Origin of the sequence: Jiangella asiatica (assembly GCF_004349065.1) — a bacterium.
Classification (GTDB): domain Bacteria; phylum Actinomycetota; class Actinomycetes; order Jiangellales; family Jiangellaceae; genus Jiangella; species Jiangella asiatica.
In genome coordinates this window covers 1-22,209 of record NZ_SMKZ01000051.1, presented here as the reverse complement: position 1 = coordinate 22,209, position 22,209 = coordinate 1, and the positions used below count along the sequence as shown (strand labels likewise).

The following is a 22,209-nucleotide window of genomic DNA, read 5'->3' as shown; positions in this document are numbered from 1 at the left end:
GCGGCGGGCCGGACGGCCGGTGGTAGGGCTGGCACGACGGCCGGCGGCGCGGAACTAAGCTGGTATCTCCAGGCGTCCTTCTTGTGACCGACGTCGGAGCAAAGCAGCGCAACTTACCATCGATATGCCTATGAGCATCGAACCTGAACCTGACGAGCCTGCCCGGGGAGACAAAGGCCCCCGGTACCGAGCCACCCGGCCCAAGCGGACCGGGTGGCGACGCGTCGTCAACTGGAAGACGTTCGGTTTTTCGGTGCTTGGGCTGTTCCTGCTGGGTGCGGCCGGTATCGGCATCGCGTTCGCGGTCATCGACGTGCCCGAACCCAACGACTTCTCCACCTCCGAGGCCACCATCGTCTACTTCGACGACGGCGAGACCGAGCTGGGCCGGTTCAGCGCGGAGAACCGCGAGATCGTCGACTCGGCGCAGATCCCGGAGACCCTGAAGCAGGCCGTGGTGGCGGCGGAGGACCGCAGCTTCTACGAGAACTCCGGCTTCTCCGTCACCGGCATGGCCCGGGCCGCGTGGGACACTCTGCGCGGCAACCCCAGCGCCGGCGGCGGCTCCACGATCACTCAGCAGTACGTCAAGAACTACTACCTGACCCAGGACCGCTCCTACACCCGCAAGCTGCGCGAGCTTGTCATCTCGGTGAAAATCGACCAGGAGGTCGACAAGGACCAGATACTCGCCGATTACCTGAACACGATCTGGTTCGGCCGCGGCAACTACGGCGTCCAGACGGCGTCGCGGTCGTACTTCGGCGTCGACGTCGAGCAGCTCGACCTCGCGCAGAGTGTCGCGCTCGCGGCGATCCTCCGCTCGCCCACCCTCTACGACCCGACACTGGGGCCGGAGAACGCCGAGCGGTTCGCCCAGCGCTTCCAGTACGTGCTCGACGGCATGGTGACCACCGGCGCAACCGACCAGGCCACCGCCGACGCGACGGCACCGCCCGAGGTCCTGCCCGAGCAGCAGGTCAACCGTTACGGCGGGCCCAACGGCTACCTGCTGATGATGGTGCGCGACGAGCTCCTGGCGATGGGCTACGACGAGCCGGAGGTCGAGACCGGCGGCCTGCGGGTGACCACGTCGTTCAACGCGCAGGCGCAAGCCGCGGCCGTCGCCGCCGTCACCGAGGAGCGACCCACCGAGGACGCCGATCGGGTGCACGTCGGGCTGGCCGCCGTGCGCCCGGACGACGGCGCCGTCGTCGCCGTCTACGGCGGGCCCGACGCCGTCCAGCAGAGCTTCAACGACGCCGTCGACGCCGTGCCGCAGGCCGGTTCGACGGTGAAGCCGTTCACCCTGGCCGCAGCGTTGGAGAACGGCTACTCCCTGGACAGCCGGTTCTGGGGCAACTCACCGTTCGATCCGCCCGAACTCGGCCCACCGGTCAACAACCAGGGTGAGGAGGACTACGGCCGCCAGGTGTCGCTGGAACGGTCCATGGAGAACTCCATCAACACCGCGTTCGTCGACCTCACCATGGAGATCGGCGCGGAGACCGTCATCGACGCCCTGGTGCGAGCCGGGTTCCCCCAGGACGATCAACTGCAGGCCAACCCTCGAGTCACCATCGGCATCGGCGGAGTGTCGGCGCTGAACATGGCGAACTCCTACGCCACCCTCGCCGCCCAGGGCATGCACGCCGACCCGTACGTCGTGGCGGAGGTGCTCGACCGCGACGGCCAGGTCGACTACGCGCACGAGGCCACGACCGAGCGGGTGTTCGAGCCCGACGTCATGGCCGACGTCACCTACTCGCTCACCGAGACCGTCGACCAAGGCACCGCGGATGTCGCGCAGGATCTCGACCGCCCGGTGGCCGCCAAGACCGGCACCCATGACGACAAGACGGCCTGGTTCAGCGGGTACACGCCGCAGCTGGCCGCGTCCGTCGTCTACTTCCGCGGCGACGGCACCGCGGCGGGCACCGAGTCGCTCGACGGCGTCGGCGGCATGGACCACTTCAGCGGCGGCGCCTACCCGGGCCGCACCTGGACGGCGTTCATGGAAGCCGCCGTGGAGGGCCTGCCGGAGGAGGAGTTTCCCGAGCCTGCCAACGTCGGAGACGACGACCAGGGCGGCGACAACGACAACGGCAACGACAACGGCAACGGTGACGGCGGCCAGAACGACGACGACCGCCCGTCCGACGAGAACGGCGACGAGAACGGCGACGAAGGCGGCGGCGACGAGAACGGGGACGAAGGCGGAGACGAGAACGGCGGCGGCGACGAGTCCGGCGGTGACGAGTCCGGCGGTGACGAGTCCGGCGGCGACGAGTCCGGCGGCACCGACGCCGGGACGGAGACGGGTACCGAGGGTGGCACCGACACCGGGACGGAGACGGGTACCGAGGGTGGCACCGACACCGGGACGGAGACGGGTACCGAGGGTGGCACCGACACCGGGACGGAGACGGGTACCGAGGGTGGCACCGACACCGGGACGGAGACGGGAACGGACGGTGGCACCGACACCGGGACGGAGACGGGTACCGACGGTGGCACCGACACCGGGACGGAGACGGGTACCGACGGCGGCACCGACACCGGCAGCGAATGGAGCGGCGGCGACACCGGCCGGACCGCGGCCGCGCTGGTGGGGGCGGGCGCTCTGGTCACCGTCGGCGGCCTGCGCCGCCGCCCGACCGTCTGAGCCGGTCGAAGCGGCCGGGCCGGCTCGGCGCGGACCTGTGCTCAGCCGGCGGCGGCCTCGATCACCTCGATGACGGTCTTGAGGTCATGGACGACGATCGGGTCGCCCCCCGCGGCGTCGCCGGCGGCCTTCTCGTGAGCTTCCAGTCGCAGCCAGTCGTCCCAGCTGACGACCCGGACCTCGCGCTCGGCGAGGAGCCGGTCGACCGCTTCCGGATCGGAACGCCGGGCCGGCAGTGTCGGAGCGTCGGCGACCACCGACGCGACCACCTCGTTGGCGTCGCCGCGGTTCGTGGCGATGACCCCGGTCGGGCCGCGGCGCAGCCAGCCGGTGACATAGACGCCCGGCACCACCGCACCGTCCACGACGACGCGGCCGTCCTGCGACGGGACGGTGCCGGAGGGCTCGTCGAACGGCAGACCTTCCAGTGCCGTGCCGTGGTAGCCGATGGCGCGGACCACCAGCTCGGTCGGTAGCCGCAGCGTGGGGCGGTCGCCGGAGCGGGTGGTTTCGAGCTCGATTCCGGTGACGCGGTCGGTGCCCTCGATGCGCACCGGCCGGCGCCAGAAGTGCAGGTGGATGCGTCGGCCGGCGCCGGCGGGCGGCCGCTCGGACCATTCCCGGCACACGTCGACCGTCACTCGGGAGTGCCGGTCGTTCGCGACCGCCTCCTCGTCGGCGGGCCCGAGGACGAGGTCGTCCGGGTGCACGACGAGGTCGACACCCTCCAGTGCGCCCATCTCGTGAAGCTCCGGCGAGGTGAACTTGGCCTGCGCCGGCCCGCGCCGCGCGACCAGGTGGACGTCGGTCAGCGTGCTCGCGGCCAGCACGTCGACCACGTGCCGCGGCATCGACGTCGTGCGCAGGGTAGCCGGATCCTTGGCCAGGATGCGGGCGATGTCGAGCGCCACGTTGCCCGCACCGATGACCGTGGCCGAGCGCAGGTCGTCGGGGAACGCCAACTGCCGCGCCTGCGGGTGCCCGGTGTACCAGGCCACCATCTCCGACGCGCCGAGGGAGCCCTCGAGGTCCTCGCCCGGGATGCCGAGCCGCCGGTCGCCGAGCATGCCGGTGGAGACGATGACCGTGTCGTAGGCCGCGCGGAGCTCGTCGACGCTGAGGTCGCTGCCGACGACCACGTTGCCGAGGAACCGGACCCGCTGGCGCTGCTGGAGCCCTTGCGCCAGCACGCGGGAGATGTTGCGGGTCTTCGGGTGGTCCGGCGCGACGCCGTAGCGAACCAGCCCGTACGGCGCGGGCGCGGCCTCGTAGACGTCGACGCGATCGAACGCCTCGCTGCGCAACAGGGCTGCCAAGGCGTAGAGCCCGGCGGGGCCGGCGCCGACGACTGCGGCGGTACGCGCCGCCGCGGACTGAGACCCGTCGTCGTCCATCACCCCAACGTTAACCAGGAACCCCCACGTCCGCCATGCCTCACGGCGGCGTGCGGTGGCGCGTGAGGAGACGTTGACATCTCGGCGTCACCCGGGCGACGCGAGCGTAACGGCGGCTTCATAGCGTCGGCGGCCATCACGATCCCTCACCGGAGGCCGCCATGACCGAGACGCCTACCATCGCCGCGGTCCGCGAGGCCGCGCCCGCTCCGCGGCGCCGCGGACGCTGGATCGACCACTGGGAACCGGAGGACGAGCGGTTCTGGGAGAGCACCGGCAAGTCCGTCGCCCGCCGGAACCTCGTGTTCTCGATCCTCGCGGAGAACATCGCGTTCTCGGTCTGGACGTTGTGGAGCATCTCCGCGGCGCTGCTGGTCGCGCACTACGGCTTCGGTTTCAGCGCCGCGCAGATGTTCTTCCTGGTGGCGGTGCCGAACTTCGTGGGGGCCGTGCTGCGCATTCCCTACACGTTCGCGGTGCCGAAGTTCGGAGGCCGCAACTGGACGCTGGTCAGCGGGCTGCTCCTGCTGATCCCGACAGTGCTGCTGGCCGTAGCGGTCGACAACCCGGGCACGCCGTACTGGGCGTTCCTGCTGATCGCCGCGACGGCCGGGTTCGGCGGCGGCAACTTCGCCTCCAGCATGACGAATATCAGCTTCTTCTACCCGGACCGGCGCAAGGGCTTGGCGCTGGGGCTGAACGCCGCCGGTGGCAACATCGGGGTGGCGCTGATCCAGCTCGGGCTGCCGCTGCTCGTCGGCGCCGGCGGCCTGTTCGGGCTGGTCGGCGCGAGCGCGGCCGGGGTCGACTTGGCCCGGGCCGGTTGGGTCTGGGCGCTGTTGGGCCTGGTGGCCGCGGTCTGCGCCTGGCTGTTCATGGACAACCTGTCGGTGTCGCTGGCGAAGTTCAGCGAACAGATCAAGGTCGTCCGGTACCGGCACACCTGGGTCATGTCGTGGCTCTACATCGGCACGTTCGGGTCGTTCATCGGGTACTCCTCAGCGTTTCCGCTGCTGATCCAGCTGCAGTTCCCGGAGGTGACGGCGTCGAGCTACGCGTTCCTCGGGGCGCTGGTCGGCTCGGTTGCCAGGCCGTTCGGCGGTTGGCTGTCCGACCGGCTCGGCGGCTCGCGGGTCACCCTGTGGAACTTCGCGGCCATGGCGGCCGGCACGGTCGTGGTGATCGTCGCGGTGAACGTCGAGGTGTGGCCGCTGTTCCTCGGCGCGTTTCTGATCGTCTTCGTCACCACCGGGATCGGCAACGGCTCCACGTTCCGTATGATCCCGATGATCTTTCAGAAGCGGGCGCTGCGGATGGCGCCGGACGGTGACCGGGAGGCGGCGCTCGCCCGCGGCCGCACCGAGGCCGCCGCCGTCATCGGGCTGTCCTCGGCGGTGGGCGCGTTCGGGGGTTTCGTCATGGTGGCGACGTTCGGCGTGCTGGGCCTGCTCAACGACGGCCGGGTGCCCGCCAGCGCGATCGCCACCGCGTTCATGATCTTCTTGGCGTTCTACGTGACCTGCGCGGCGCTGACCTGGTGGAACTACGCCCGCCGTGGCTCCGCACTGGCCGCCGTCGACATCTGACGCACCGCCCCATCCCATGATCATCAACCGTTGGCGACGCCATGGCGTCGCCAACGGTTGATGATCATGGGCGGAGGCGGTGGGTTCACGGGTCGAGGAGATGACCGGTGCGACTCATTTATTCGGGCCGTAACACGGCTGAGGTGGTTGGGAAACCACAGGTTCACACCGTAGCTGGCATGGTCGCGACCGCCACGCACTGCTCCTACTGCGCGCTGCAGTGCGGGATGACGCTGTCGCCGTCGGTCGACGGGACGGTGACGGTGCGGCCGCGGGACTTCCCGACCAACCGTGGCGGCCTGTGCCAGAAGGGCTGGACGGCCGCGGACCTGCTGACCTCGCCGCAGCGGCTGACCACGCCGCTGGTGCGCGACGGCCGCGCCAAGGATCTCCGCCCGGCGAGCTGGGACGAGGCGCTGGACATCGTCGCCGACGGCGTCCGCGCCACGCGGCGCGCACACGGGGCCGACGCGGTCGCCGTCCTCGGCGGCGGAGGGCTCACGAACGAGAAGGCCTACCAGCTGGGCAAGTTCGCCCGCGTCGCGCTGCGCACGAAGAACATCGACTACAACGGCCGGTACTGCATGTCGTCGGCGGCGGCCGCGTCGAACCGCGCGTTCGGCATCGACCGCGGCCTGCCGTTCCCGCTAACCGACCTGGCCCGCACCGGCGCCGTGCTCATCGCCGGCGGCAACGTGGCCGAGACGATGCCGCCGTTCATGCAGCACCTGGCCGCCGTCCGCGACCGCGGCGGAGCCCTCGTGGTCGCGGACCCGCGCCGGACCGCCACCGTCGACCAGGCGACGCTGCACCTGCCGGTCATGCCCGGCACGGACCTGGCGCTGGCGCTCGGCCTGTTCCACCTTGCGGTGACCGACGGCCACGTCGACAGGGCCTACGTCGCCGACCGCACGACGGGGTTCGAGGCGGCCTGGCGGGCGGCCGCCCAGTGGTGGCCGGAGCGCGTGGAGCGGGTGACCGGCGTCCCCGTGACGGCGCAGCGAGCCGCGGTCCGGGCGCTGGCCGACGGCGCCCGCGGCGACGGCGCCGTCATCCTCACCGCCCGCGGCGCCGAGCAGCAGAGCAAGGGCACCGACACCGTCACCGCGCTGATCAACCTGGCGCTGGCGCTCGGGCTGCCCGGGCGGCCGAACAGCGGGTTCGGCTGCATCACCGGCCAGGGCAACGGCCAGGGCGGGCGCGAGCACGGCCAGAAGGCCGACCAGCTGCCGGGCTACCGGAGGATCGACGACCCAGCATCCCGCGCGCACGTGGCAAGCGTCTGGGGCGTGGACGCCGACGACCTCCCCGGGCCGGGTCCGTCGGCGTACGAGCTGATCGAGAGCTTGGGCACCGACGGCGGGCCGCGGGCGCTGCTGGTGCACGGGACGAACGTCGTGGTGTCCTCGCCGCGCGGGCGCAGAGTCATGGAACGGCTGGCGGCGCTCGACCTGGTGGTCGTCTGCGACCTCGTGCCGTCGGAGACCGCTGAGCTGGCCGACGTCGTCCTTCCGGTCACCCAGTGGGCCGAGGAGGACGGCACCATGACCAACCTCGAGGGCCGGGTGATCCGCCGCCGCAAGGCCGTCGAGCCGCCGCCCGGGGTCCGCACCGAGCTGGAGGTGCTGGCCGGACTGGCCGAGCGGCTCGGCCACGGCGAGAGGTTCGGCACCGACCCGGAGCAGGTCTTCGACGAGCTGCGCCGGGCCAGTGCCGGCGGCGTCGCCGACTACTCCGGCATCACCTGGGAGCGCATCGACGCCGACGGTGGCGTGTTCTGGCCCTGCCCGGGGCCGGGGCACCCCGGGACGCCGCGGTTGTTCGCCGACGGCTTCCCGACCCCGGACGGGCGGGCCCGTTTCGTCACTGTCGACCACCGGCCGGTCGCGGAGGACGTCGACGCCGACCACCCCGTCTACCTGACCACCGGCCGCGTGCTCCAGCAGTACCAGAGCGGCGCGCAGACCCGCCGGGTCCCGTCGCTGGCCGCGGCGGCCGCCGAGCCGCACGTCGAGATCCACCCCGACCTGGCCGGGCGCAGCGGTCTCTCCGACGGCGACCTGGTCCGGGTGGTCAGCCGGCGCGGCGACGCCGTCGGGCGGGTCCGGCTCACCACCGCCATCCGCGCCGACACCGTCTTCATGCCGTTCCACTGGGGCGGCGAGCAGGCGGTCAACAGGGTGACCAACCCGGCGCTGGACCCCGTGTCGCGGATGCCCGAGTTCAAGGTCTGTGCTGTCCGGCTGGAGAGGGTGGTGTCGTGACGCGTGTCGTCGTGGTGGGCCATGGCATGGCTGGCGCCCGGTTCGTCCAGGAGCTGCGGGCGCGGGACCCGCGCCGCCGGTTCGAGATCACAGTGCTGGGTGCGGAGCGGGAGGCCGCGTACAACCGGGTGCTGCTCTCGTCGGTGCTCGCGGGGTCGCTGACGCCGGCGGAGATCGAGACGGTCCCGTCGGCCTGGTACGCCGCCGAGGACGTCGAGCTGCGCACCGGCATCGAGGTTGCGATGGTCGACCGTCGCCGTCGCCGCGTGCTGACCAGCGGCGGCGAGCACATCGGCTACGACCGGCTGGTGTTGGCGACCGGCAGCCGGGCCTGGGTCCCACCGATCGACGGGCTGGTCCGCGATGACGGCGAGCTGGACGAGGACGTCGTCGTCTTCCGGACGCTGAGCGACTGCCGCGCGATGCTGGCCCGGCTCGGTCGGGTGCGCCGGGCGGTGGTGCTCGGCGGCGGTCTGCTCGGGCTGGAGGCGGCCCGCGGGCTGGCCGGCCGGGGCGTCGAGGTGGAGGTCGTGCATCCCGCCGACCGGCTGATGGAGCGGCAGCTGGACCTCGACGCGGGCCGGGTGCTGGCGCGCACGCTGCGCTCGCTGGGCGTACGGGTCCGGCTCGGCGCCCAGGCGGTCAGCTACGACGAAGGCCCCTGCGGCCGCGGGCTGGTGCTGGACGACGGCGCCAGGGTTCCGGCGGACCTGCTGGTGGTCGCCTGCGGCGTCCGGCCCAACACGGGGCTTGCCGCGGCGGCCCGGCTGAAGATCGGCCGGGCCATCGTCGTCGACGACCGTCTCACGTCGGTCACCGATCCGCTCATCCACGCGATCGGCGAGTGCGCCCAGCACGCCGAGCAGGTGTACGGGCTGGTAGCACCGGCATGGGAACAGGCGGCGGTGCTGGCCGACGTGCTGACGGACGGGACGGCGCGGTACGCCGGGTCGCAGGTGGTCACCCGGTTGAAGGCCGCCGACGTCGACCTGGCCGCGATGGGCGACACCGACGTGGACGATCTGGACGAGGAGCTGGAGGTGCTGCGGTTCGCCGACCCGGCGCGCGGGACCTACCAGAAGATCGTCATCCGCGACGAGCGCGTGACCGGCGCCATCATGCTCGGCGGCCCGGAGACGGTCGGCACGGTCACCCAGCTGTTCGACCGGGCGGCGCTGGTGCCGCTGGACCGCCGGGCGCTGATCTTCCCCGGTGTGTCGGATGCCGGCGGTCCATCGGACCCCGCCGACCTCCCCGACGACCACACCGTCTGTCGCTGCAACGGCGTCAGCTGTGGCCGGGTCCGTGAGGCCGCCGAGGCCGGCGCGCGCTCCGTCGCCGACGTCGCCGCCACCACCCGTGCCACCACCGGCTGCGGCGGCTGCCGAGCCGACGTCGCCGCAGTGCTCGCCGCGGCTCGGCCCGCCGACCGTGCCGTCGAGGCAACCGTGGAGGTTCCCGCATGAGCACCAACCACCAGCGCACCCTCGTCGTCGTCGGCAACGGCATGGTCGGGCAGCGGCTCGTCGAGGCGCTCCGGCAGCGCGACCCGCAGCGGCGGTGGCGCATCACCGTCCTGGCCGAGGAGCCGCGCCCCGCCTACGACCGCGTCGCTCTCACGTCGTACCTCACCGGCACCAGCGCCGCGGACCTGAGCGTCGTGCCGGACGGCTGCTACGACGACGACTGCGTGCTGCACCTGGCCGACCCGGTCGACCACCTCGACCGCGATGCGCGCACCGTCACCACCGCGTCCGGACGGGTCGTCGCCTACGACGCGCTAGTGGTGGCCACCGGGTCGGTACCGTTCGTCCCGCCGGTGCCGGGCGCGGACCTGGATGGCTGCTTCGTCTACCGCACCATCGAGGACCTGGACGCGATCCGGGACCGGGCCGCGGACACCGGCAGCGGCGTCGTGGTCGGTGGCGGGCTGCTCGGCCTGGAGGCGGCTAACGCGCTGCTCTCGCTGGGCGTGCGGACCAGCGTGGTGGAGTTCGCGCCGCGCCTGATGCCGGCCCAGGTCGACCAGGGTGGCGGTGAGGTGCTGCGCCGGAAGATCCAGGAGCTGGGCCTGGAGGCGCGGCTCGCCACCGCGACCGAGCGGATCGAGGCAGCCGACGGCGGGCTGCGGATGGTGTTCGCCGACGGATCGTCGCTGGACACCGGGCTGGTGGTGTTCTCGGCCGGCATCCGCCCGCGCGACGAGCTGGCGCGATCGAGTGGCCTGGAGGTCGGCGAGCGCGGTGGCATCGTCGTCGACGACGGCTGCCGGACGGCGGACCCGGCGATCTGGGCGATCGGCGAGTGCGCACTCGTCCGCGGCCGGGTGTACGGGCTGGTGGCACCCGGCTACGACATGGCCGAGGTGGTGGCGGACCGGCTGGTCGGCGGCGACGCGGTGTTCGCCGAGGCCGACACCTCCACGAAGCTCAAGCTGCTCGGCGTCGACGTCGCCAGCTTCGGCGACGCGCACGGCGCCACGCCGGACGCGCTTGAGGTGGTGTACGCCGACCCGGTGGCAGGCGTCTACAAGAAGCTCGTGGTCACCGACGACGCCGCCGAGCTGCTCGGTGGCGTCCTGGTGGGCGACGCGTCGGCCTACGCGGCGCTGCGCACGATGGTGGGCCGGCCGCTCACCGACACCCCGGAGCGGCTGCTGATGGCCGGTCCCGCGACGTCGGATCTCGGCGACGACGCGCAGGTCTGCTCCTGCCAGAACGTCACCGCCGGGTCGATCCGCGGCGCGATCCGCGACCAGGGGTGCGCCGACGTCGCCGGGATCAAGGCATGCACCCGGGCCGGCACCGTCTGCGGCAGCTGCGTGCCCCTGATCAAGACGCTGCTGACCCAGTCGGGCGTGGTCGCCAGCACCGCGCTGTGCGAGCACTTCGACCTGAGCCGAGCCGAGCTCTTCGACGTCGTCCGCGCCACCGAGCTGCGGACGTTCAGCGAGATCATCGCCGGGCACGGTCGGGGCCGCGGCTGCGACATCTGCAAGCCGGCCATCGCGTCCATCCTGGCCAGCCTCGGCGCTGGCCACATCCTGGACGGCGAGCAGGCCACGCTGCAGGACACCAACGACCAGTTCCTGGCCAACATCCAGCGCGACGGCACGTACTCGGTGGTGCCGCGGGTGCCGGGCGGCGAGCTGACCCCGGAGAAGCTGATCGTGATCGGCGAGGTGGCGCGCGACTTCGGCCTCTACACGAAGATCACCGGCGGGCAGCGCATCGACCTGCTCGGCGCCCGGGTGGAGCAGCTGCCGGCCATCTGGCGACGGCTGGTGGACGCCGGGTTCGAGTCGGGCCACGCCTACGGCAAGGCGCTGCGGACGGTGAAGTCGTGCGTCGGCTCGACGTGGTGCCGCTACGGCGTCCAGGACTCGACGTCGTTGGCCATCATGATGGAGCTGCGCTACCGCGGCCTGCGCGCGCCCCACAAGATCAAGTGCGGGGTTTCCGGCTGCGCCCGCGAGTGCGCCGAGGCCCGCGGCAAGGATTTCGGCGTCATCGCCTCGGAGAACGGGTGGAATCTCTACGTCGGAGGCAACGGCGGGTTCCGGCCGCGCCACGCCGAGCTGTTCGCGTCGGACCTGTCGACCCAGGAGCTCGTGCGGCTGGTCGATCGGTTCATGATGTTCTACGTCCGCACCGCCGACCGGCTACAGCGCACCGCGGCGTGGATCGAGGCGCTGACCGACGAGCACGGCGACGGGCTGGCGTACCTGCGCCGCGTGCTGGTCGACGACGAGCTGGGCATCTGCGCCGATCTGGATGCGGCGCTGGAACGGCACGTCGGCTCCTACACCGACGAGTGGGCCGCGGTCCTCGCCGACGAGGAGAAGCTGGGCCGGTTCGTCTCCTTCGTCAACGCACCGGACGCTCCCGACCCGAGTATCCGATTCGTCACCGAGCGCGGCCAGATCCGGCCCGCGACACCCGTCTCCGGCGACGGGCCGCCCGTCGTCGCCGGGCCGACTCTGGAGGTGGTTCGCTGATGACCATGCTCGATGTCCGCACCTGGACCGCGGTGTGCCGGTACGACCTGCTGCAGCCCGAGCGCGGCGCGGCGGCGCTCGTCGGCGACGTGCAGGTGGCACTGTTCCGCACCCACGACGGTGCGGTGCACGCGCTGTCCAACCGCGACCCGTTCTCCGGTGCCCAGGTGCTCTCCCGCGGCATCGTCGGCACCCGGGGCGACGTGCCCACGGTCGCGTCACCGATGCACAAGCAGGTGTTCGACCTGCGTACCGGGGTGTGCCTGGACGAGCCGGACACAGCGGTCGCGGTGTTCGGCGTCCGGGTGCGCGACGGCGTCGTCGAGGTGTCGAGCCCGTGACGGCGGTCCAGCAGGCCGGCCCGGCTGTGTCTGCCGCGAACGGCATGCTGCCGCTGGCGGGGTTCACCGTCGGGGTGACGGCGGCGCGCCGCCGGGAGGAGCTCGGCGCGCTGCTCGAGCGCCGCGGCGCCCGGGTCGTCTACGCCCCGGCCATCCGGATCGTCCCGCTCGACGACGACGCCGAGCTGCTGGCCGCGACCCGCGCCTGTGTCGAGCAGCCGCTGGACATCGCGGTGGCGACGACGGGGATCGGCTTCCGCGGCTGGATGGAGGCCGCCGACGGCTGGGGGCTCGGCGAGCCCTTGCTGGACCGGCTCGGCGCGGCCACCCTGCTGGCTCGCGGCCCCAAGGCGCGCGGTGCCATCCGGGCGGCCGGGCTGACCGATCACTGGTCGCCGCCGTCGGAGTCGTCCGCAGAGGTCCTGGAGCACCTGCTGGCTCAGGACCTGTCCGGCCAACGGGTGGCGGTGCAGCTGCACGGCGAGGCGCTGCCGGACTTCACCGACGCGCTGACCGCGGCCGGTGCCGAGGTGGTGATCGTCCCGGTCTATCGCTGGGTGCCGCCGCAGGACGTGGCCCCGCTGAGCCGGCTGGTCGAGGCCATCGTCACACGGCAGGTCGACTGCGTCGTGTTCACCAGCGCTCCGGCCGTCGTGAGCCTGCTGCGGCTCGCGGCGTCGGCGGGCTTCACGGCGGAGGTGGAGGCCGCGTTCCGGGGTCCCGTCGTCCCGGCGTGCGTGGGTCCGGTGACGGCGGCCCGGCTGGAGCGTCTCGGGGTGGCGACGGTGCAGCCGGCGCGGTCGCGGCTGGGAGCGCTCGTGCGCGAGATCGTCGCCGAGCTGCCGGCGCGGTGCCGCACCCTGCGGGTGGCCGGTCACACGATCCAGGTGCGTGGGCACGCGGTGGTGGTCGACGGCATCGCACGAGAGCTCGCACCCGGTCCGATGGCGGTGATGACGGAGCTGGCCCGGCGCCCGGGCGTGGTGGTGCCGCGGGCGGAGCTGCTGGCGGTACTGCCCGGCGGCGGCAGCGACGAGCACGCCGTCGAGATGGCGGTGACCCGGCTGCGCGGCGCGGTCGGCGCCAGGGTGGTGCAGACCGTCGTGAAGCGCGGCTACCGGCTGGCCTACGAGCCGGAGGCGGCCGGTGCGGTGAAGTACGGGGGGCCGACATGACCGGACACGTGGCCATCGTCGGCGGCGGCCCGGGCGACCCGGGGCTGCTGACGCTGCGCGGCTTCGAGCTGCTGAAGCAGGCCGACGTGGTGCTGGTGGACCGGCTCGCCCCGCACGCCCTGCTGGACGGGCTGCGGCCGGACGTCGAAGTCGTCGACGTCGGGAAGGAGCCACACCGGCACCGCCGCGGCCAGCGTGAGATCGAGGAGCTGATGATCGACCGGGCCCGGCGCGGCCTGCGCGTGGTCCGGCTGAAGGGCGGCGACCCCTACGTCTTCGGCCGCGGCGGCGAAGAGGCGCTGGCGTGCGCCGCGGCCGGCGTACCCTACGCGGTCGTGCCGGGAGTGACCAGCGCGGTCTCCGTACCGGCGCTGGCCGGCATCCCGGTGACCCACCGCGGCGTGACGCAGGAGGCGTCGATCGTCAGCGGCCACGCGCACCCCGACGACCCCGCGAGCACCGTCGACTGGGAACGCCTCGGCGCCGGCACCGGCACCGTCGTCGTGTTGATGGGCGTGACGCACCTCGGGGCCATCGCGGCGCGGCTGATGCGCGGCGGCCGCCCGGACACGACACCGGTTGCGGTGATCCAGGACGGCGCGGGCCCGGCGGCGCGGGTGGTGACGGCGACCCTGGCGACGGTGGCGTCGGCGGCCCGGGACGTGCGGCCGCCCGCTGTCACCGTCGTCGGCGAGGTGGTCGCCCTCCGCGATCAGCTGCTGGCCGGATGACACGCGAGGGGGAGAGGGGTGGTGGGACGGGGGTCAGGTGCGGGCACCGCGGGCGCGCCGGTTGACGCGACGCTGCCAGCGGTCCATCTCCGAGCGCAGCGGCGTGGCCAGGTACTCGCCGAGCGTCACGCCGGCGGCCAGCGCGAGCGCGGTGGCGAACGCGCCGATGAGCATCCCGGTGCCGCCGACGATGTCGTCGGAGTCCACCATGGCGAACATCGCTTTGTAGATCGCCAGGCCGGGCAGCAGCGGCGTGATGCCGCACACCGAGATGACCAGGTTGGGCGTGCGCAGCCGCTCGCTGATCCCACCGGCGAACAGGCCGACCACCAGTGCGGCCAGGAACGACGACGCCACCGTCCCGAGCTCGAGCAGGTCGCGCGCGAGCAGCAGCACGCCCGCGGCCACCATCCCCGCAACGACGACCACCGGCACGGTCCGCGCCCGGGTGTACGACGCCAGGCCCCACGCGCCGGCGATCATGCCGCCGCTGATGATCTGGATGGTGGTCGGGATGCTGAGGGTGTCCGGGTCAGCGATGGTAAGCGGGATGCCGACGCGCTGGCCGAGGTCGAGCATGACACCGATGCCGACCACCAGGCCGATGGTGTGCAGCACGACCTCGTAGGTGCGGGCGGCCGCGGTCAGCGGATACCCCGCGATCGCGTCCTCCGCCGAGCCGACCAACGACAGCCCGGCCAGCAGCACCACGATGCCGGAGGCGACGATCAGCGACGGCGGCAGCAGCGTCGGCGACCATCCGAACCGGTCCGCCGCCCACAGCGCCGCCAGCCCGACGACGGTGGCGATGGCGGCGCCGATGACCTGCTGGAACAGGTACGGCAGGCCCTTGCGCCGCAGCATCCGCAGGATCCGGTCGATGAGCATGGTGGTCGCGGCGGCCACCAGCGCCACCAGCCAGCCGCCGTTGAGCAGCAGCGCCACCCCGGCGGCCATCAGGCCGAGCGCGAGCGTGACGATCCACCGCCGGTACGGGTGCGGCGCATCGAGTACCTCGTCCAGCCGCCGCTCCGCCTCCTCCAGCGTGACCTTGCGCTCGTGGGCCGCGTCCACCAGGTCGAACAGATCGGCGAGACGGCTGTAGTCGGAGGTCCGGACATTGATGACGCGGACCTTCGTGATGGGGTCGTCGTCGCGATCGATCGAGGCGATGATCGAGATGAACGTGATGTCGACCTGGCAGCGGGTGACGCCGAAACCGGCGGCGAGACGCAGCAGCGCGGCCGTGACGTCCGCGACAGGAGCGCCGGTGGCCACCATCGCCTCGCCGGTGCGCAGCACCATGTCGAGTACGCGGCGCTCCTCGTCCGCGGTGAGGCCGCTCAGGCTGCCGCGGATGGCGATCGGCACCGTCGGCGGACCTTCCGGGCGGACGACCCGGCGGGCCCGCTGACGCAGCTGCCGTTCGGGCCGCTCGGGCCGTTCTGGCCGCGGAGCCGGCTGGTCGGGATCGACTGGGCTCGTCACGTTTCGACAGTACGGACGTGGGCGTCGTCACGTCGAGCAAGATGGGTGCCATGAGCGATCACGATGTGCTGGTGGCGGTGGCGCACGGCACCCGGGCGCCCGCGGGCCCTGTGGTGCTGGAGGAGCTGCTGGATCTGGTCCGGGAGCGGCTGCCCGGCGTGCAGGTGCGGATCGCCTACGTCGACGTGATCGGCCCGACGCTGGAGGAGGTGCTGGCCGAGCTCGACGGACGGGCGGTCGTGGTGCCGATGTTCCTCGCCTCCGGCTACCACGTGCGGGTGGACGTGCCGGCCGCCGTCGCGGCGACCGGCGCAGCGGTGACGGTGACGCCCGCACTCGGCCCGGACCCGGCGGTGGTGGCGGCCGTGGCATCGCGGCTGCGCGCGGCGACCGACGCCGTGCCGGTGGCCGACGCCGTCGTGATCGCCGCCGCCGGGTCGTCGGACCAGGCCGCGCTGGGCGAGGTCGCCGTGGCGGCCGGCCGGCTGGCCGCGGAGCTGGGCGTCGAGGTGGTGCCGGCGTACGTGACGACGGCCGCCCCCGCCGTGCCCGATGCCGTCGCGGGCCTGCGGGCGGCCGGACACTCCCGGATCGCCGTGGCGTCGTACCTGCTGGCGCCCGGGCTGTTCCAGGAGCGCCTGGCGTCGGTGGGCGCGGACGTCGTGGCGCCCCCGATCGGGCCGCACCCGCTGGTGGCCGACCTGATCGCGTCGCGCTACCTGGAGGCCGTGGCGCCGTAACGCTCAGGCGGGCGATGAGTACCAGGGCTCGCCGGGCTGCGGCTCGCGTAACCCGGCCTCGGTGAGCCGCTTCAGACGGTCCAGGTAGTCCTCCGGCTGCGGCCGGACGTTCATCATGCCGTCGGTCGGGGCGTCGTGGATTCCCTGTGCTGTCAGCCCGTGTCGCGCCAGCCACTCCGCGGCGCCGTCGCTGCTTCCCTCTTCGTCCTCGTCGACGGCGTGCAGCATGTAGTCGGTGAAGCGGACTCGGCCCCACTGCTCAGCCGGCACGGGATACGGGTCGTCCGGCGGCGGCTCGGGCCCGAACGCGTCGAACCAGACGCCGCGCAGCCACTCATCCGTCGTCCATTGCGTCTCGCGGCGTGGCGGGGGCAACGAGGAGTCGCGGATGTGCGCAGCCAGCTCCTCGCGAAACTGGGAAAAACCCTCGGCGTCCTCGGCGAGCCATTGCAGAACCCGCTCACAGCCATCGATGTAGTGGCGCGGCTCCTGAGAGGTATCGCTGAACCAGGCGAACCAGCTCCGGAAGTTCTTGGAGCGCGGGATCACGTCAACTCCTCCAACCGAACGTTGTCGTACGAGGGCTCGCCGGCCGGATAGTACGTGGTCATGACCCAGCCCTCGGCGTTCCTGGTGAAGATCAGCCGCACGCCCGGAACCGATCCTTCCACGGTCGGATCGTAGGCAACCGTGCGTACCGGTGGCAGGCATTCCCCTTCCTTCTTCATCGCGGCGGTGCGCATCTTGCGCCAGTCCTTGGCCGCCGCGGCCGTCCCGGTGCCAGTACCGCGGAACCCGGTCAGGTCATCAGGTCTGACTCCGGCGGACGCCGCATCGATGAAGACCGGCGCAATCCCGGCAGGGAAGTTCTCGTCGAGGAGATGCTCCAGGCCGCCCGGGTGGCGGTCGGCGATGTCGAGGAACATCTCCAGGGGACGGGCGAAGGCTTCGGCTGAGGTGAAGCGGGTTGCCTCGGTGCCGGCCCTGTGTTTGGAGACGACCTTGCCGTCGTCGCGGAGGCGCCACGGGTCGGCGTTGCCGATTCCGCGGTCGGGTGGGCGGGTCCAGCCGGCCCGCAGTTCCAGCTCGCGGTCACTGACCTGGGGCCCGTGCAGCTCGACCGCGTGACAGTCGGGGTGGCTCAGCCAGTCGTCCACCTGCCGCCGGTGCTGCGGCGACACGGCGGCGACGATGGCGCCGCGGGCGGCGTCGACGAGCGCTTGGTCCGCGTCAGGGTGGGCGCCGGCTTGGTCCTTGGTGGTGGCGCGGCCGCGACGGAGGTCGTCGAGGACGGTCTGGACGTAGTCGCGGGCGAAGCCCTCCGGGAAGGCGCCGGCCATCCCGCCAGACGTCCTCGGCGCGCCGGTGTTCAGCGGCGGAAGCGGGTCGAGGTGGTGGTGGTCGACGGCGAGCAGACCCAGGAGTGCGTGGACCTCGGTCGCCAGCGCAGCCGAGCTCGTCTGCGCGATCGGCTCGATCGCGCCGGGCAGCGTGGCGGAGAGGCCGGCGACCTCGTCGGCGGTGTTTCGTACGGGCGGGTGCCGAGCCTGGCGTAGCACGTCGGCGACCCGGGCGCCTTGCCGGCCGGCGTCTCGGGCGGCCCCGTCGACCAGGCGCGACACCTCCGCCTCGACCCGAAGCAGCTCTTCCACCGCGCGGCGGATTCCGCCCGCGCCGCCCGCTCCGGCCGCTCGCGCCCCAGCGCCGGCGTCGGCCCGGCCGCCGTCGCTCACCACCATGGCCGCACCCTTCGCCGTCGTCCCCGACGATGAAGGTGGGGCACGCGGCCACGCTGTGACACGCACATCACCAGGACTGCTCGTGCATCACGAGGCGTACAGGCATGGTGTGACACGAAATATCGTGCCGAACGTGATCATTTGGGGCCTCATGTGGGCCGGGGGTCAGACTTAGGTCACGTTGACCCGCTGGCCCGGCGGTAGTGGGTCGTTGTGCACGACGACGTCGAATTCGCCGCGGATCTCGATGCGCCTGGCGTCGCCGTCGGCCGCTTTCAGGGCGTGGGCCCAGACGGTCGGGTCGACGCGCAGGACGGTGACGTCGTCATCGGACTTGTTGGCCACCCGGTCACCGTACGCCCGCCAGATGTCCGGAAGGTCACGCGCCACGCGCTGACAGCACCCGGCCCAGAGCGTCGACCGCGAGATCGATCTCGTCGCGGGTGACCACGAGCGGCGGCGCCAGCCGGATCGTCGACCCGTGGGTGTCCTTGACCAGGATGCCTTCGCCGATCAGCGCCTCGGAGGCCTCCCGGCCGGTCATCAGGGCCGGGTCGATATCGACACCGGCCCACAACCCGCGGCCGCGGACGCCGACGACGCCCCGTCCGACCAGCTCCGACAGCCGGCTGTGCAGGTGCTCGCCGAGCTCGGCGGCGGCCCGCTGCCAGTGGCCGGTGGACAGCATGGCCACGACGGCGCGACCGGCCGCGCAGGCCAGCGGGTTGCCGCCGAAGGTGCTGCCGTGCTCGCCCGGGTGGATGACACCGAGGACGTCGCGGTTGCCCACCACGGCCGACACCGGCACGACGCCGCCGCCCAGCGCCTTGCCGAGCAGATAGAGGTCCGGCACGACACCCTCGTGCTCGCACGCGAACGTGGTGCCGGTGCGGCCCAGCCCGGACTGGATCTCGTCGGCGACGAACAGCACCTGCCGCGCGTCGCACAGCTGACGCACCTGCGACAGGTAGCCGGCCGGCGGTACGACGACGCCGGACTCGCCCTGGATCGGCTCGACGAGCACCGCGACCGTCGTCTCGTCGATGGCGTCGGCGATCGCGGTGGCGTCGCCGTAGGGGACGACCTCGAAGCCGGGTGTGAACGGCCCGAAGTGGGTGCGCGCGACCGGGTCGGTGGAGAAGCTGACGACGCTGATGGTGCGGCCGTGGAAGTTGCCCTCGGCCACGATGACGGTGGCCCGGTCCGCGGGGACGCCCTTGACCTCGTAGCCCCACTTGCGGGCGACCTTCAGCCCGGTCTCGACGGCCTCGGCGCCGGTGTTCATCGGCAGCACCAGGTGCTTCCCGGCCAGGTCGGCGAGCTCGCGCGCGAACGGCCCGAGCAGGTCATGGTGGAACGCCCGGCTGGTCAGCGTCACGCGGTCGAGCTGCGCCTTGACCGCGGCCACGATCTCCGGGTTGCGGTGACCGAAGTTGACCGCGGAGTAGGCGGCGAGGAAGTCGAGGTACCGGCGGCCTTCGACGTCGGTCACCCACGCGCCCTCGGCCTCGGTGACGACGACGGGGAGCGGATGGTAGTTGTGCGCGGTGCTGCGCTCGGCGAGCGCGATCGCGTCGTCGGTTCGAGTGGCGTGGGTGGTCACGGCTGCTCCTCGGCAGTGTTCGGGTGGTGCAGTTCAAGAGTGGCGCACTTGACGCCGCCGCCGGCCTTCAACAGCTCGCAGACGTCGACGGGGATCGGCTCGAACCCGGCGCGCGCGACGGCGACCGCGAGCTCGACCGCCTGCGCGGCGAGCACTACGTGCCGGCCGTCGCTGACGGCGTTGAGGCCGAGTACCAGTGCGTCGGCCTCGGTGGCCACGATCGCCTCCGGGTACATCCGGGCCAGCAGGTCCCGGCTGGCCGGCGCGAACGCGGGCGGGTAGTAGGCGATGGTGTCGCGGTCAAGCACGGCCAGTGCCGTGTCGAGGTGGTAGAAGCGTGGGTCGACCAGCTCCAACGGCACCACCGGAGCGTCGAAGACAGCGGCCAGCTCGTCGTGCGCGGCCGGGTCGGACCGAAAGCCGGCGCCGGCCAGGATGCGGCCGCCGGCCCACGCGAAGTCGCCCTCGCCCTCGTTGACGGCGCTGGGCTCGTGGACGCCGATGCCGACGCCTTCCAGCCAGGCGCGATGGGCGGGCGCCTCGTCGGCGCGAACCCGCTCGCGGAACCGTGCGCCGAGGGCGTGGTCGCCGACGACGAACGCGCCGTTCGCCGCGAAGACCATGTCCGGCAGGCCGGTGAGCGGGTGCAGCAGGTGCACGCGGTGGCCGAGCCGTTCGTAGGTGGCGCGCAGGGTCTCCCACTGCGCGAGAGCCAGGTCGCGGTCGACGGGTTGGTCCGGGTCCATCCAGACGTTGATGGAGTAGCGCACGGCGAAGTGATCGGGCCGGCACATCACGTAGTCGCGGGTCGTCGCGGCGCGGGGGCCGGTGGGAGGGAGCCGGGTGAGCTCCGTGGCGTCGTTCACGGTCACATCTCAGAAGGTAGGGCCGGCGATGAGTGGCGATCCAGACCGTTCCATTGCGCGTATGTGTGCGAAACGTTGCGTCGTATCTCGTATGCTCGGCGATTCGTTGCGTCAGACACGGTCCAGCCGGGACGATCCCTCACATGACTCTCGACGCCATCGACGAACAGATCATCCGGGCGCTGATGGCCGACGGCCGGGCCAGCTACGGCTCCATCGGTGCGAAGGTCAACCTGTCGGCGCCGGCGGTGAAGCGCCGGGTGGACCGGCTGCGCGCCCGCGGCGTGGTGACGGGGTTCACCGTGCGGGTGGAGCCGGCGGAGGTCGGCTGGGGCACCGAGGCCTACGTCGAGGTGTTCTGCAACCCACGCACCTCCGGCGCCGATATCGCCCGCCGCATTCGCACGTATCCGGAGGTGGTGGAGGCGTTCATGGTCACCGGCGACGCCGACGCCCTGCTGCACGTGTTCGCCGGGAGCATGCAGCACTTCGAGCGGGTGCTGACCGAGATCTCGGCGGAGCCGTTCGTGGCGCGCACCCGGAGCGTGCTGGTCCTGTCGCCCCTCCTGCGACGCATCCAGTCGCCGCGGACCGAACCGGAGCCCGGGGCCAACACGCCGGTGTGACCAGGATCCTTGCAAAATTACAACAATGTGGTTGGTCAAGGCGACACGCCGTGTGACTCCTGAAATTCCTGTGATTCCTGTTCCTCAGCGTGATTTTCGTGGCTAGTCTGCTCATTGGGACGCCTGATACGGGGGAGGTTGCCAGGAGTGCGAACGGGGATCGTCGCGAGTGTGATGGCCACCGCCTTGGCAGCCGGGGGCGTGGTCGGGCCGGCGTTCGCCGACCCGACCTATCCCAGTGAGAGTGACATCGAGGAGGCTCGCGACGCCGAGGCGGCCGCCGCCGGCAGTGTCGCGGCGCTGGAGGCCCGGCTCGCGAGCCTCGCGGCCGAGGTCGACGCGCTCTACATCCAGGCCGCCAAGGCCGTCGAGGCCTACAACGGCGCCCGAGTCCTGCTCGAGGAGGCCCAGGCGGCCGAGCAGGCGGCACAGGAGAGCGCCGACCGGAGGGCCGCCGAGGCCGAGCGGGCCCGGATCGACCTCGGCCGGATGGCGGCGGAGTCGTACAGCCAGGGCGGCCAGCTGGCCACCGTCGGCCTGGTGCTCGGCGCCGAGGACGGGGAGGCACTGTACGACGGTGTCGGCGCTCTGCGCGCGGTGACCCGCTCCCAGGCCACCATCGTCGAGCGCGCCAAGGACGCTACAGCTGCCGCGGACGAGGCGGCCGCCGACGCGGCGCAGGCGCGAGCCGTCCGGGAGGGGGCCGCCCAGGAGGCCGAGGCCGCCCGCGACGCCGCGGAGGCCGCCGTCGCCGGGCAGGAGCAGGCGCTCGCGGCGGTCGAGGCCGAGCGGTCGACGGCGCTGGCGCAGCTCGCCGCCGCCCGCGGCACGACGGTGGAGCTGGAGCGGCAGCGTCAGGAGGGTCTCGAAGCCGAGCAGGAGGCGCAGCAGCCCGAGCAGCCGGTCGCCGACGACCCCACGGTCACCGTCGAACCCACGCCCGAACCCACGCCCGAGCCGACGCCGACCGGGCAGCCGACCCCGACCCCGACCC

General features: G+C 72.5%; 17 protein-coding genes and 1 pseudogene. 11 read left to right on the top strand and 7 right to left on the bottom strand.

The features are described from left to right. Positions 1 to 130: 130 nt before the first annotated feature. Positions 131 to 2,665, top strand: a complete 2,535-nt coding sequence (locus tag E1269_RS25745) for a transglycosylase domain-containing protein (RefSeq protein ID WP_162606630.1) — start codon at positions 131 to 133, stop codon at positions 2,663 to 2,665. Positions 2,666 to 2,706: 41 nt separating this feature from the next. Here the strand turns inward: E1269_RS25745 and E1269_RS25740 are convergent, their stop codons facing one another. Next, on the bottom strand, positions 2,707 to 4,059 hold the full coding sequence (locus E1269_RS25740) for an FAD-dependent oxidoreductase (RefSeq protein ID WP_131899962.1): 1,353 nt from the start codon (positions 4,057 to 4,059) through the stop codon (positions 2,707 to 2,709). A 161-nt stretch (positions 4,060 to 4,220) separates the two neighbouring features. Here E1269_RS25740 and E1269_RS25735 point away from each other — a divergent pair, with 161 nt between their 5' ends. The 7 genes from E1269_RS25735 (at position 4,221) to cobA (ending at position 14,153) form a co-directional block, all read left to right on the top strand. Beyond that, positions 4,221 to 5,645, top strand: a complete 1,425-nt coding sequence (locus E1269_RS25735; protein WP_131899960.1) for an MFS transporter — start codon at positions 4,221 to 4,223, stop codon at positions 5,643 to 5,645. 179 nt (positions 5,646 to 5,824) lie between these two features. After that, complete coding sequence (locus E1269_RS25730) at positions 5,825 to 7,909, top strand: molybdopterin oxidoreductase family protein (RefSeq protein WP_131899958.1); 2,085 nt, start codon at positions 5,825 to 5,827, stop codon at positions 7,907 to 7,909. Next, entirely contained in the window at positions 7,906 to 9,375 is a 1,470-nt protein-coding gene (locus E1269_RS25725) for an FAD-dependent oxidoreductase (protein ID WP_239001031.1), read from the top strand. Before E1269_RS25730 ends, E1269_RS25725 begins: the two co-directional genes overlap by 4 nt. Beyond that, the gene (nirB, locus tag E1269_RS25720; protein ID WP_131899956.1) at positions 9,372 to 11,906 is read left to right on the top strand and encodes a nitrite reductase large subunit NirB; all 2,535 of its coding nucleotides are present in this window, start codon (positions 9,372 to 9,374) and stop codon (positions 11,904 to 11,906) included. Before E1269_RS25725 ends, nirB begins: the two co-directional genes overlap by 4 nt. Beyond that, on the top strand, positions 11,906 to 12,247 hold the full coding sequence (gene nirD, locus E1269_RS25715; protein WP_131899954.1) for a nitrite reductase small subunit NirD: 342 nt from the start codon (positions 11,906 to 11,908) through the stop codon (positions 12,245 to 12,247). The genes nirB and nirD overlap by 1 nt, the downstream gene beginning before the upstream one ends. 44 nt (positions 12,248 to 12,291) lie before the next feature. Further along, positions 12,292 to 13,422 (top strand): uroporphyrinogen-III synthase, encoded by a 1,131-nt coding sequence (locus E1269_RS25710; RefSeq protein WP_131900014.1) that lies wholly within the window; start codon positions 12,292 to 12,294, stop codon positions 13,420 to 13,422. After that, positions 13,419 to 14,153 (top strand): uroporphyrinogen-III C-methyltransferase, encoded by a 735-nt coding sequence (cobA, locus tag E1269_RS25705; protein WP_131899952.1) that lies wholly within the window; start codon positions 13,419 to 13,421, stop codon positions 14,151 to 14,153. The genes E1269_RS25710 and cobA overlap by 4 nt, the downstream gene beginning before the upstream one ends. 33 nt (positions 14,154 to 14,186) lie before the next feature. Here the strand turns inward: cobA and E1269_RS25700 are convergent, their stop codons facing one another. Next, a complete protein-coding gene (locus E1269_RS25700; RefSeq protein ID WP_131899950.1) occupies positions 14,187 to 15,641 on the bottom strand; it encodes a threonine/serine exporter family protein in 1,455 nt (484 codons plus the stop codon). Positions 15,642 to 15,691: 50 nt separating this feature from the next. Here E1269_RS25700 and E1269_RS25695 point away from each other — a divergent pair, with 50 nt between their 5' ends. Then, a complete protein-coding gene (locus E1269_RS25695) occupies positions 15,692 to 16,381 on the top strand; it encodes a sirohydrochlorin chelatase (RefSeq protein WP_203434071.1) in 690 nt (229 codons plus the stop codon). Positions 16,382 to 16,384: 3 nt separating this feature from the next. Here the strand turns inward: E1269_RS25695 and E1269_RS25690 are convergent, their stop codons facing one another. The 5 genes from E1269_RS25690 to ddaH form a co-directional block, all read right to left on the bottom strand. Further along, complete coding sequence (locus E1269_RS25690) at positions 16,385 to 16,930, bottom strand: ubiquitin family protein (RefSeq protein ID WP_131899948.1); 546 nt, start codon at positions 16,928 to 16,930, stop codon at positions 16,385 to 16,387. Continuing rightward, a complete protein-coding gene (locus E1269_RS25685) occupies positions 16,927 to 18,120 on the bottom strand; it encodes a hypothetical protein (RefSeq protein WP_131899946.1) in 1,194 nt (397 codons plus the stop codon). The genes E1269_RS25690 and E1269_RS25685 overlap by 4 nt, the downstream gene beginning before the upstream one ends. A 171-nt stretch (positions 18,121 to 18,291) precedes the next feature. Further along, positions 18,292 to 18,510, bottom strand: coding sequence for a hypothetical protein (locus E1269_RS25680; RefSeq protein ID WP_131899944.1), 219 nt, complete (start codon positions 18,508 to 18,510; stop codon positions 18,292 to 18,294). After that, entirely contained in the window at positions 18,500 to 19,723 is a 1,224-nt protein-coding gene (gene rocD, locus E1269_RS25675; protein ID WP_131899942.1) for an ornithine--oxo-acid transaminase, read from the bottom strand. Before rocD ends, E1269_RS25680 begins: the two co-directional genes overlap by 11 nt. Beyond that, the gene (gene ddaH / locus E1269_RS25670) at positions 19,720 to 20,517 is read right to left on the bottom strand and encodes a dimethylargininase (RefSeq protein WP_131900010.1); all 798 of its coding nucleotides are present in this window, start codon (positions 20,515 to 20,517) and stop codon (positions 19,720 to 19,722) included. Before ddaH ends, rocD begins: the two co-directional genes overlap by 4 nt. Positions 20,518 to 20,732: 215 nt before the next feature. Here ddaH and E1269_RS25665 point away from each other — a divergent pair, with 215 nt between their 5' ends. Both E1269_RS25665 and E1269_RS25660 read left to right on the top strand, forming a co-directional pair. Next, positions 20,733 to 21,215, top strand: coding sequence for an Lrp/AsnC family transcriptional regulator (locus E1269_RS25665; RefSeq protein WP_131899941.1), 483 nt, complete (start codon positions 20,733 to 20,735; stop codon positions 21,213 to 21,215). Between the two features lie 174 nt (positions 21,216 to 21,389). Then, positions 21,390 to 22,209: pseudogene (locus E1269_RS25660) on the top strand (hypothetical protein); the annotation flags it as partial.

Excerpts from the sequence above, each read along its gene's own strand:
- E1269_RS25745 (WP_162606630.1), top strand. The coding sequence starts at position 131 with ATGAGCATCGAACCTGAACCTGACGAGCCTGCCCGGGGAGACAAAGGC.
- E1269_RS25695 (WP_203434071.1), top strand. The coding sequence starts at position 15,692 with ATGAGCGATCACGATGTGCTGGTGGCGGTGGCGCACGGCACCCGGGCG.
- E1269_RS25710 (WP_131900014.1), top strand. The coding sequence starts at position 12,292 with ATGCTGCCGCTGGCGGGGTTCACCGTCGGGGTGACGGCGGCGCGCCGC.
- E1269_RS25685 (WP_131899946.1), bottom strand. The coding sequence starts at position 18,120 with ATGGTGGTGAGCGACGGCGGCCGGGCCGACGCCGGCGCTGGGGCGCGA.
- cobA (WP_131899952.1), top strand. The coding sequence starts at position 13,419 with ATGACCGGACACGTGGCCATCGTCGGCGGCGGCCCGGGCGACCCGGGG.
- E1269_RS25740 (WP_131899962.1), bottom strand. The coding sequence starts at position 4,059 with ATGGACGACGACGGGTCTCAGTCCGCGGCGGCGCGTACCGCCGCAGTC.
- nirD (WP_131899954.1), top strand. The coding sequence starts at position 11,906 with ATGACCATGCTCGATGTCCGCACCTGGACCGCGGTGTGCCGGTACGAC.
- E1269_RS25730 (WP_131899958.1), top strand. The coding sequence starts at position 5,825 with ATGGTCGCGACCGCCACGCACTGCTCCTACTGCGCGCTGCAGTGCGGG.
- nirB (WP_131899956.1), top strand. The coding sequence starts at position 9,372 with ATGAGCACCAACCACCAGCGCACCCTCGTCGTCGTCGGCAACGGCATG.
- E1269_RS25665 (WP_131899941.1), top strand. The coding sequence starts at position 20,733 with ATGACTCTCGACGCCATCGACGAACAGATCATCCGGGCGCTGATGGCC.
- E1269_RS25735 (WP_131899960.1), top strand. The coding sequence starts at position 4,221 with ATGACCGAGACGCCTACCATCGCCGCGGTCCGCGAGGCCGCGCCCGCT.
- ddaH (WP_131900010.1), bottom strand. The coding sequence starts at position 20,517 with ATGTGCCGGCCCGATCACTTCGCCGTGCGCTACTCCATCAACGTCTGG.